The organism is Streptomyces sp. OR43, assembly GCF_008042275.1.
Taxonomy (GTDB): Bacteria; Actinomycetota; Actinomycetes; order Streptomycetales; family Streptomycetaceae; genus Streptomyces.
The window spans coordinates 76,589-86,780 of the sequence record NZ_RDBK01000038.1; the positions used below are offsets into that span (position 1 = coordinate 76,589).

The window sequence follows — 10,192 nt, forward strand, 5'->3', positions numbered from 1 at the left end:
GCTCATACTTGGCGACCCTCGCCGCCACGGACGCGGGGTTGCCGCCGTCGCATTCCAGCGCCCCGTTGAGCGACCGGATCGTCTCACCGAAGCCCGCACCGCCGACCATGGCGTCGTGCGAGGTCATGGTGCCGGGGCCGTTCTGGGGGCCGGGTGGGGAAGGTCCCCTGGCTTTGGTCTAGACCTTGACAGGTCCAGACCATGACGCTTGAGTGTCGGCACCCCCCATGGCGGCGCACCGATGAGCTCGGTGCGCCGCGCCGAAGGAGTGATCACATGATCAAACGCGTCATGGGCCTGCTCGCCGCGCTGGTCGCGGTCGTCGCGACGGTCGTCATCCTCCCCGCCACCACCGCCTCGGCGGCCGCGTGCGCGGCTGCCTGGAACTCCTCCTCCGTCTATACGGGCGGCGGCGCCGCCTCGTACAACGGGCACAACTGGACCGCCAAGTGGTGGACCCAGAACGAAAAGCCCGGCAGCTCCGACGTCTGGGCCGACCAGGGCAGCTGCGGAAGCGGCGGCACGGACCCGGGTGACCCGGGCTCGTCCGGCGGCTTCGTCGTCAGCGAGGCGCAGTTCAACCAGATGTTCCCGGGCCGCAGTTCCTTCTACACGTACAGCGGTCTGACCGCCGCGCTGAGCGCCTACCCGGGCTTCGCCAACACCGGCAGCGACACGGTGAAGAAGCAGGAGGCCGCCGCCTTCCTCGCCAACGTCAGCCATGAGACGGGCGGCCTGGTGTACGTGGTCGAGCAGAACACGGCCAACTACCCGCACTACTGCGACACCAGCCAGTCCTACGGCTGCCCCGCGGGCCAGGCCGCGTACTACGGGCGCGGTCCGATCCAGCTCAGCTGGAACTTCAACTACAAGGCCGCCGGGGACGCGCTCGGCATCGACCTGCTGGGCAACCCCTACCTGGTCGAGCAGAACGCCTCCGTGGCCTGGAAGACCGGCCTCTGGTACTGGAACACCCAGAACGGTCCCGGCACCATGACGGCCCACAACGCCATGGTGAACGGCGCCGGGTTCGGCGAGACGATCCGCTCCATCAACGGTTCCCTGGAGTGCAACGGCGGCAACCCCGCCCAGGTCCAGAGCCGCATCAACAAGTACCAGGCCTTCGTGCAGATCCTCGGCACCACGGCCGGATCGAACCTCAGCTGCTGACCGGCTGAACTCCCCGGGAACGGGGGGTGCGCCGGGCCCGACGGCCCGGTGCACCCCCCGTTCCCGTCCTCCGGGGCAGGTGGGGTCCGCGCGGTGGTCGTCCGGCGCACCCCTGCGTTCCGGTCATCCAGGGCCGGCGAGGTCCAGCGCCCGGAACGCGAGCCACAGGTCGTAGCGGGCGCTCGGGGTCCGCAGGAGTGAGCGCTGGAGCACGGTCTCCAGCCGGGTCAGCCGCTTGCGCGCCCCGGGCACGGAGATGCGCAGCGCCTCGGCGGCCGGGCCGAGTTGGGCCTCGTGGTCCAGCCAGGTACGCAGGGTGGTGTGCGGGTCGGCGGAGCCGCCGGTCCCCGGGGCGCCGAGCGGCTGCACCTGCTGCGCCGCCCAGGCACGGACCGCCGGCAGGCGCAGGATCTCGTCCAGCGAGCGCACGGACTCCGCGCCGGTTCCTGCCTGCCGGGGCGTGGGCCTGGGCAGGGCCGGCGTGGCCCGGACGCGCAGGGCCAGGTCGAGCGCGGACTGGTCGGCGACCTTGTGCAGGTCCATGCCCAGCAGCTCGCCGATCAGCCGCAGCCGTGCGGCCAGTGTGTTGCGGTGGATCTTCAGGTGCTCGGTCGCGTGCGAGGAGAACGCCAGCCAGGAGGCGAGGGTCGCCGCGAGTTCCTGGCTGCCCGGGTCCTGGCCGCGGCGCGGCAGATGGGCGAGCAGCGGGGCCAGCAGCGCGTCCGCCCACCGGGCGCCCTCCGCGCCGGTCACCAGGGCGAGTTCGGGAGCCGAGCCGAAGTGGGCGTGCCGCTCCGGCAGTCCGCGGGCGACGGCGAGCGCGTGGAACGCCTGGCGGTACGCGGTCGCCGTGTCGGCCAGTGTCACGTCCTCGCTGATGCCGACGACGCAGTCGTCCACCACCGAGGCGACCTGCGGGCCGAGCCGCCCGTCCGAGTGCCCGGGGCGTGCGGGCACGATGAGGATGAGGTGGCGTGCGTACACCGGGCACCGCACGATCCAGGACCTTCCGCCGGAGAGGTCCGCACAGATGCGGGCCACCTCGTCCCGGTCGCGGCCCGCGCACTCGACGACGCAGACCCGGACCGGGTCCGGCAGGCTGGGCTTCAGGGCGCCGGCGACCTGGTGCGCGATCGACAACTGGCCGGTCATCAGCAGATGCAGCACCGCTTCCCGGCCGCGGGACTCCGCCAGGTCGACGCGACGGCGCTTGCGTTCGACGGTCTCGGCCGCCCAGCACAGGGCCAGCGGCAGGGCCGCGTCGGCGAGGAGCGTGGCCAGACCCTCGGGCAGCGGGCGCCGGCCGACCACGGCGAGCACCGGTGCGGGAACGTCCGGCGGGGCGTCCAGCGAGTAGAGCAGAGCGGTGTGGGTGTCCTCGTCGAACGAGAAGGAGCGGGCACCGAGCGCGGTCAGCTCCCGGGCGCCCTCCGCCGCGAGGGCCGCCCCGACGACCGAGGACTCGGGGGCCCGGGCGACGCCATGCAGAACGGTGCCGTCGCCGTCGAGCAGTCCCGCCCAGCCGTCCGCCCGCCCCGACACCCAGCGCAGCAGCTCCTGGGAGCCGCCCGACCGGGCAAGTCCGTGCATCCGTATGACGTCCTCGGCCCGCCTCCGCGCGTGCACTCTTCCGCCGCCCCCGTCCCCGTACTCCCGCCAGAAACCGGAGTGCAGCGTACCGGTTCGGCTGTGCGAACTGATACCTCCGGCCGGCCACACCGTGCGAACTGAATCTTTCCCTCGTCCAGCCCGCGCCCTAGAGTCCGAACGCGGTTGCGGGCCTTTCGGGGGAGAGGTGCGGGGGACGACGYCATCGGCTCACGGGGGTGGCCGCTGTCGTCGGCCGCAGCCGCCTTTTCGTCGCGTTGTCAGTGGTGCCCCTTAACGTCGGAGACCGGAGACGGCCGGCGCGCGAGGAGAGGTCACCACCATGGAGTTCCGGATCGAACGCGGCGAGTTCGTGGATGCCGTGGCCTGGGCGGCCCGGGTGCTGCCGACTAGATCGCCCGTTCCCGTGCTGGGCGGACTGCTGCTGGAAGCGGCGGACGGCAGGCTCCACATCTCCGGCCTCGACTACGAGGCGTCCGCCCGCATCGACGTATCGGCCGAGACCATACGGCCCGGCCGGGTGCTGGTCATGGGCCGCCGGCTCCTGGACGTGTGCCGGGTGCTGCCCGAGGGGGCGGTGGAGTGCGCGGTCGAGGGGTCCCGGTTCACGGTGACGGGCAGCGGCGCCGGCTTCGGTCTGTCGGTCCTGCCGCTCGACGACTACCCGTCCCTGCCGCCGCTGCCCGATGTGCTCGGGGCGGTGGACGGACAGGAGTTCGCGGCGGCCGTCGCCGATGTGGCGGTGGCCACGGGCAAGGACGACACCCTGCCGACGCTGACCGGGATCCGGCTGGCGCTCGACGGGGACCGGATGACCCTGGCGGCCACGGACCGGTACCGCTTCGCGGTCCGCCGGCTCGCGTGGAAGCCCGCGGCGGCGGACGTCTCGGCCGATGTCGTCGTCCCGTCCCGCAGACTCACGGAGATCGCCCGTTCCTTCGGCCGGGCGGGCCTGGTCAGCCTGGCGCTGGACGGCGGCTCGGCCGGCTTCGAGCTGGACGGCATGCGCACGACGGTGCGGCTCCTGGACGGGCGGCTGCCGCGCCACGACAAGTTGTTCGCGATGAAGGACCCGGTCGCCGCCGTCACCGACCGTGAGCCGCTGGTCGAGGCGGTCAAGCGGGTCTCGGTGGTGGCGGACGGGGACAGCCCGCTGCACCTGGCCTTCCGGGACGGCGCGGTGCTCCTCCAGGCCGGATACGAGGACGATGTCGCGTCCCAGCGGCTGCCCGCGGAGCTGACGGGCACGGACGAGCTGACGGTCGCCTTCAACCCGTCGTACCTGATGGACGCACTGGCCTCCTTCGACGCCCCGGTCGTCCGGCTCAGGCTGATGGGGCCGGGGCAGCGCGCCATGGTCACCGGGCATGCGACGCGGGAGGACGCGGCAGGTCCGGCGGAGGGGGCCCACCAGCATCTGCTGATGTCGGTCAAGCCGCTGATGTAGGGGCGCTTCGGGCCAGGGGTCCGCCCCAGCGGTGCCGGGTCCTGATGAGGCCGCTGCGGACCGGCCACGGCGGCCGGCTGCTGCGGGCTGGCCGTGGCGGACCGGCCACTGCGGACCGGCCACTGCGGGGCGGCGTCGACCGGGGGTCTTCGACCTGCGTCGGCTCAGTCGGACTTCGTGTACGTGAGCTTCTCCCCGGAGTCCGTGTTCACCCGGCTCAGGGTGCCGTCCGGGAGCAGGGTGAGTGTGGTGGAGCTGCCCGGTGTGCAGGACGTCATCGGCTCGCCCTCCGTCACCGCGGACGGGCCGATGCTGACCGGTTCGCCTTCGGACGGCTCCGTCGCGAGATCCGCCTGGAAGACGCAGCGGTAGGAGCCGCCGGTGTCCAGTGGCCCCTCCGCGGTGAGCGTGAGCACGACGTCGCCCACCTCGCCCTGCCGGATGACGAGTTCGCGGGTGGAGTGTCCGGCGGCGTTGTCGATGCTGCCGGACCAGGTGCCCACGTACTCCTGCGGAACGGCTCCCTCCTCGTCGCCGTTCTGCCCGTCGTCGCTGGGCGACGGGTCCTGCGGTCCGTCGGGGGAAGGGGAGTGGGAGGAGTCGTCCGCCGGGGAGGGATCGGCCGAGTCGGTGGGGGAAGCCGTGGTGCCCGCCCCGCGGTCGTTCATGAGCGCGTAGACGGACCCGCCCGCCCCGACGGCGACGAGCACCGCGACGGCGACGAGGGCGATGGTCGACCCGGCACCGCGGCGCGGGGACGGCGGCTGAGGGCCGGCCGGCTGGACCGGGCCGTACGGAGGCGTGGGCCCGAAACCTGGTTGCTGCGGATAGCCGTACGCGTAGCCCTGGTTGGGGGTCGGCTCCCCCGGCTTCATGTCGCCGGAGCAGGTGCGTGGCGAGCGCGTGACCCCGGCGTGCGACGTGTTCTGCCTGGGCGCGGTGCTCGCGTACGCCTCGACCGGGCGCCTTCCGTTCGGCGCGGCGGCCAGCGGGGTGCACGCGCTGTTGTTCCGGATCGCACAGGAGGACCCGGACCTGACCGGGGTACCGGTCGACCTCGTGGAACTGATCCAGGACTGTCTGCGCAAAGCTGTACACCCTGGCCGCCCGCAAGCCCGCCTACCGCGAACTGACCCGGGAGTGGATGCGCCGCAGCCGCGTCGCCCTCGAATGGCACTTCGACCCGGCGACGGCACGTCAGCTCGATGCCCTGATCGAGGGCCTGTCCATCCACCGCGCCCTGGAGAACGTCAAGAGGTGTGCAACAGAAGCCTCGTCCAACCCCTCCCTGCGCAACAATTAACGGCAGCGGAAAGGCAATTGACCCGTTCTGCGCTCAGTTAGGAGTGCGGTTGGCTTCAGGAGATTGACGAGACCGTCCGGGCCGGGGCCGGGTGGGCGTGCGGGCGGGAACGGGGCGGAGGCGGGAAGTGGCCGCAGGCGCCTGTGCCAGGCCGCGCCGCCGGGCGGATGCGGACGGACGAGGCAATACCTGGCCGGCACCTTGGTCAGGTGGGGTGCCGGCCAGGAGACATGGGGGCGCGCGTCAGGAACGCGCGCCGGGGGCCCCGGTGATGCGGGCGATCGCCTCGGTCGTCAGGGCCCGGTCGTGGGGCTCCGTCTCCAGGGCGCGGTGGATGGACAGGCCCTCGATCAGGGCATCGAGCTGACGTGCCGTCGCCGGGTCGAAGTGCCATTCGAGGGCGACGCGGCTGCGGCGCATCCACTCCCGGGTCAGTTCGCGGTAGGCGGGCTTGCGGGCGGCCAGGGTGTACAGCTCGTGGGTGAGGACGAGCTCGCGCTGGCTGCCCCCCGACAGGTGGTGCACCAGATCGGCGACGGCCTCCCGCGCCTCGTCGAGCGTGGTGGCCGCGCCGAGGCGCTCCTCGAAAACGGCGACGATGCTGCTGGAGAAGCGTGTGAACGCCTCCCGCAGCAGCTCGTCCATGCCGCCGAAGTGGTACGTCATCGAGCCCAGCGGCACACCCGCACGCGCGGCGACCTTGCGGTGCGAGGTCCCGGCGACCCCTTCCTCCGCGATCAGGTCGAGCGCGGCGGTGATGATGCGCTCCCGCCGCTCGGGGTCGTTCTGTCCGGTCGCCACGGTGTTTCCTTCTGCCGAGAGGTGCTAGATCGAGCGGATCACCCGGGCCGGGTTGCCGACCGCGACCACGTTGGCGGGGACGTCCTTGGTCACGACCGCTCCCGCGCCGATGACGCTGTTCTCCCCGATGGTCACACCGGCCAGCACGATTGCGCCGCCGCCCAGCCAGACATTGTCGCCGATGGTGATCGGCCGCGCCGCCTCCAGCTTGTCCCGCCGCGGTTCCGGCTCCACCGGGTGGGTGGGGGTGAGCAACTGGACGTTCGGCCCGATCTGGCAGTCGCGGCCGATCGTGATCGGGGCGACGTCCAGGGCAGTGAGGTTGTAGTTGATGAACGTGTCCTCGCCGACCGTGAGGTACGAGCCGTAGTCCACGTACAGCGGCGGCCGGATGTGCGCACCGGCGCCGAGTCCGCCCAGGAGCTCGGCGACCACGGGCTGCGCGGCGTCCGGGTCCTCGGTGTAGGCCGCCAGATAGCGGGCGGCGAGGCGCACGGCGCGTCGCTGGGCCTCCACGATCGCCGGGTCGTCGGCGATGTAGAGGTCGCCGGCGAGCATCCGCTCATGGTTCGTACGCGGATCTCCCGCGAAGTGGTCCGTCATGGGTACGAGCGTACACTCCAAGGGCGTACGATCGTACGCTCCTGCTGAATCCTCTCCTGGACTGCCGAGGCCCGCTTGATGGATGCCGCCACACGCCGCCGGCGCGCCGCCCTGTTCCTCTTCATGCTCGCCGCCGGAACCGGCACGGCCTCCTGGGTGGCGCGCACCCCGGCCGTCAGGGACGGACTCGACGTGTCCACGGGCGCGATGGGCCTGGTGCTCTTCGGGCTCTCCACCGGTTCGATGGCCGGCGTGACCTCGTCCGGTCCGCTCGTGCGCCGTTACGGGGGACGGGCCGCCATCACCGTCGGCGCGGCGCTGATCGTCGCCGGGCTGCTGGTCGTCGCGGCGGGCACGAGCCTGGGTCTGGCGGGCGGGGTCTTCTGCGGACTGGCCCTGTTCGGTGGCGGCATGGGGCTGGCCGAGGTCGCGTTCAACATCGAGGGCGCGGACGTGGAGCGGGTCATCGGCCGGCCCGTGCTGCCGGTGCTGCACGGCTGCTTCAGTCTGGGCACCGTGATCGGGGCGCTGCTGGGCATGGCGATGACGGCGGCCGCGATACCGGTCGGCCTGCACCTGACAGCCGTCTCCCTGCTCGTCGCCGCCGCCGCGGTCCTGGCCGTCCGGGCGATCCCGCACGGCACGGGCAAGGAGGAGGCGGATACCTCCGGACCGGGCGGATGGCGGGGCCAGCTGGCCGTGTGGCGGGACCGGCGGCTCGTTCTCATCGGGGTGATCGTGCTGGCCATGGCCTTCGCGGAGGGGGCCGCCAACGACTGGCTGCCGCTGCTCATGGTGGACGGCTACGAGGTGAGCGCCACCGCCGGTTCGCTGACCTTCCTGGTGTTCGCCGCCTCGATGACTCTCGGCCGCTTCGCCGGCGGCCCCCTCCTGGAGCGCTTCGGCCCCGTCCAGGTCGTCCGGATCAGCGCGGTCGTCGCCGCGCTGGGCCTGGCGGTGGTGATCGTCTCACCGAGTCCGGCGATGGCGGGCGCGGCCGCGGTGCTGTGGGGGCTGGGCGCGTCGCTCGGGTTCCCGGTCACCGTCTCAGCGGCGGGTGACCACCCGAGCGACGCGGCGGCACGGGTCGGCGCGGTCTCCACCGCGGGCTATCTCGCCTTCCTCGTCGGTCCGCCCGCGCTCGGCTTCCTGGCCGACCACGTCGGACTCCGGCTCACGATGACGGTCGTCCTCGCCCTGCTGGTCGTCGCGTCCACGCTGGCCGGAGCGCTCGGAGGAGCCCCGCGCACCGAGGCGAAGCCCGTCACAGCCTAATGACCGGTGCCCCACACCTCGGTGCTGTGCGCCGAGACCAGTGCGCCGATCCGCTCCAGCACCTCCGAGTCCGGCAGCGGATCGAGGCGGCGGCCGTCGCGCAGACGCAGCGCCACCAGGCCGTCCGCCGCCTCCGCCGCGCCGATGACCACCTGGTACGGCACCAGCCGGGCCTCCCGGATCCTGGCCCCCAGACTGCCCCGCTCCCGGCCGGAGACCTCGGCGCGCAGCCCGAGCGCGGCACAACGTCCGGCCAGGGACTCGGCGTCCGGCAGTTCGGCGTCCGAGACCGGCAGGATCGCCAGCTGGACCGGTGAGAGCCAGGGCGGGAACGCGCCGCCGTGCTGCTCGATGAGGTGGGCGACGGCCCGCTCCACGCTGCCGATGATGCTGCGGTGCACCATGACCGGCCGGTGCTTCGCCCCGTCCGCGCCGATGTAGTGCAGATCGAACTGCTCCGGCTGGTGGAAGTCGACCTGGACGGTCGACAGGGTCGACTCGCGGCCCGCCGCGTCGGCGACCTGGACGTCGATCTTCGGCCCGTAGAACGCGGCCTCGCCCTCGACCGCCTCGTACGGCAGCCCTGACGCGTCGAGGACCTCGGCCAGCAGGGCGGTCGAGCGCTGCCACATCTCCGGCGCGGCGACGTACTTCCCGCCAGGACCCGGCAGCGACAGCCGGAACCGGACCGGGCGGATGCCGAGTGCCTCGTACGCCTGTCGGATCATGTCCAGCGCGGCCCGCGCCTCTTCGGCGACCTGGTCCGGGGTGCAGAAGATGTGGGCGTCGTTCAGCTGGATGGCCCGGACCCGGGTCAGCCCGCCGAGCACCCCGGAGAGCTCGGAGCGGTACATGCCGCCCAGCTCGGCCATACGCAGCGGCAGCTCGCGGTAACTGTGCGCGCGGGAGCGGTAGATGACCGCGTGGTGCGGGCACAGGCTCGGCCGGAGCACGACCTGTTCGCCGCCCAGGTCCATCGGCGGGAACATGTCGTCGCTGTAGTGCGACCAGTGTCCCGAGATCTCGTACAGCTCCCGTTTGCCGAGTACCGGCGAGTACACGTGCCGGTAGCCCGCCAGCCGCTCGGCGGTGCGGATGTACTCCTCCAGGGCGTGCCGCAGCGCGGCGCCGTCCGGCAGCCAGTACGGAAGTCCCGCGCCGATCAGCGGGTCGGTGTCGAACAGCTCCAGCTCGCGGCCGAGTCTGCGGTGGTCGTGCATGGCGGTCTCCTCGCGTACGGAGGGCGAGTGACCGCAAGCGAAAGCCCCGGGGCACTCGCCCCGGGGCTTCTCACTGGTCAGCAGTCAGCGCGCCGGGACACTCTCCGGCGTCGTCGTCATAGCGGCGCGCTTGTTCACGCTGCGGACGCTAACAGGGGTCCGTGGTCCGGCGCACGGGATTTTTCCGCGGGGGAGCACGTCGGCTCATCCCTTCTTGGCCGAGTCGAGGTGCGCGAACACGACGACGTTGTCCACGTAGTCCTTGGCCTTCTTGTCATAGGTGCCGCCACACGTGATCAGGCGCAGCTGGGCGTCCGGTGTGTCGGCGTAGACCCGCTTGTCGGGGAACTTGGCCTTGCTGAACGTCTCGACGGTGTCGACCTTGAACGTGGCCACCGTGCCGTCCGTACGCGTGATGTCGACCGTGGCTCCGGGCCGCAGGAACCGCAGCTGGAGGAAGACGGCCGGGCCGGTCAGCGTGTCCACGTGACCCGCCACGATCGACGCGCCGCGCTCGCCGGGCGTCACGCCGCCCTGGAACCAGCCGACCAGGTTCTGGTCGTTCGGGGGAGGGGCGTCCAGGCGGCCGGAGGCCCCGATCGACAGCGGGGTGAACGGGGCGTCCACCGCGATGGCGGGGATCTTCAGCCGCTTCGGCACGGAACGGGCCAGGGCCGGCGCGGTGGCGGGAGAGGGAGTGGGGGAAGCCTGGCGGGGGTCGTCGTCGGCGTACGGCACGCTGCGGGCCTCGCGGGTGCCGAGGCC

The 10,192-nt window shown here is 72.4% G+C and carries 8 protein-coding genes and 4 pseudogenes; 5 read left to right on the forward strand and 7 right to left on the reverse strand.

Annotation, left to right across the window (positions count from 1 at the left end; genetic code table 11):
- Positions 1 to 145, reverse strand: a pseudogene (locus EAO72_RS43810) (glycoside hydrolase family 19 protein); the annotation flags it as partial.
- A 131-nt stretch (positions 146 to 276) separates the two neighbouring features.
- Here EAO72_RS43810 and EAO72_RS17580 point away from each other — a divergent pair.
- A complete protein-coding gene (locus tag EAO72_RS17580) occupies positions 277 to 1,170 on the forward strand; it encodes a glycoside hydrolase family 19 protein (protein ID WP_148018285.1) in 894 nt (297 codons plus the stop codon).
- Positions 1,171 to 1,293: 123 nt separating this feature from the next.
- Here the strand turns inward: EAO72_RS17580 and EAO72_RS17585 are convergent, their stop codons facing one another.
- Positions 1,294 to 2,760, reverse strand: a complete 1,467-nt coding sequence (locus EAO72_RS17585; protein ID WP_187285105.1) for a helix-turn-helix domain-containing protein — start codon at positions 2,758 to 2,760, stop codon at positions 1,294 to 1,296.
- A 340-nt stretch (positions 2,761 to 3,100) separates the two neighbouring features.
- On the opposite strand from EAO72_RS17585, the gene dnaN reads away from it, so the two are divergent.
- Positions 3,101 to 4,225: a DNA polymerase III subunit beta gene (dnaN, locus tag EAO72_RS17590; RefSeq protein WP_148018287.1), complete on the forward strand. Its 1,125-nt coding sequence runs from the start codon at positions 3,101 to 3,103 to the stop codon at positions 4,223 to 4,225.
- Between the two features lie 164 nt (positions 4,226 to 4,389).
- Here dnaN and EAO72_RS17595 read toward each other — a convergent pair whose 3' ends face one another.
- Positions 4,390 to 5,100, reverse strand: a complete 711-nt coding sequence (locus tag EAO72_RS17595; protein WP_261991534.1) for a hypothetical protein — start codon at positions 5,098 to 5,100, stop codon at positions 4,390 to 4,392.
- On the opposite strand from EAO72_RS17595, the pseudogene EAO72_RS43130 reads away from it, so the two are divergent.
- Together EAO72_RS43130 and EAO72_RS17605 are read left to right on the forward strand one after the other, a co-directional pair.
- A pseudogene (locus tag EAO72_RS43130) lies at positions 5,081 to 5,314 on the forward strand (protein kinase domain-containing protein); the annotation flags it as partial. The gene EAO72_RS17595 and the pseudogene EAO72_RS43130 sit on opposite strands and share 20 nt — an antisense overlap.
- Positions 5,313 to 5,528: pseudogene (locus EAO72_RS17605) on the forward strand (hypothetical protein); the annotation flags it as partial. The pseudogenes EAO72_RS43130 and EAO72_RS17605, both read left to right, overlap by 2 nt.
- Positions 5,529 to 5,771: 243 nt before the next feature.
- Here EAO72_RS17605 and EAO72_RS17610 read toward each other — a convergent pair.
- Together EAO72_RS17610 and EAO72_RS17615 are read right to left on the reverse strand one after the other, a co-directional pair.
- Entirely contained in the window at positions 5,772 to 6,329 is a 558-nt protein-coding gene (locus EAO72_RS17610; RefSeq protein ID WP_148018288.1) for a TetR/AcrR family transcriptional regulator, read from the reverse strand.
- 24 nt (positions 6,330 to 6,353) lie between these two features.
- A complete protein-coding gene (locus EAO72_RS17615; protein ID WP_148018289.1) occupies positions 6,354 to 6,932 on the reverse strand; it encodes a sugar O-acetyltransferase in 579 nt (192 codons plus the stop codon).
- Positions 6,933 to 7,010: 78 nt separating this feature from the next.
- Between EAO72_RS17615 and EAO72_RS17620 the strand changes: the two genes are divergently transcribed.
- The gene (locus EAO72_RS17620) at positions 7,011 to 8,207 is read left to right on the forward strand and encodes an MFS transporter (protein WP_148018290.1); all 1,197 of its coding nucleotides are present in this window, start codon (positions 7,011 to 7,013) and stop codon (positions 8,205 to 8,207) included.
- Here the strand turns inward: EAO72_RS17620 and thrS are convergent.
- Positions 8,204 to 9,433: pseudogene (gene thrS / locus EAO72_RS17625) on the reverse strand (threonine--tRNA ligase); the annotation flags it as partial. The gene EAO72_RS17620 and the pseudogene thrS sit on opposite strands and share 4 nt — an antisense overlap.
- Positions 9,434 to 9,631: 198 nt before the next feature.
- A partial coding sequence (locus EAO72_RS17630; protein ID WP_148018292.1) for a class F sortase occupies positions 9,632 to 10,192 on the reverse strand: 561 nt, incomplete at its 5' end.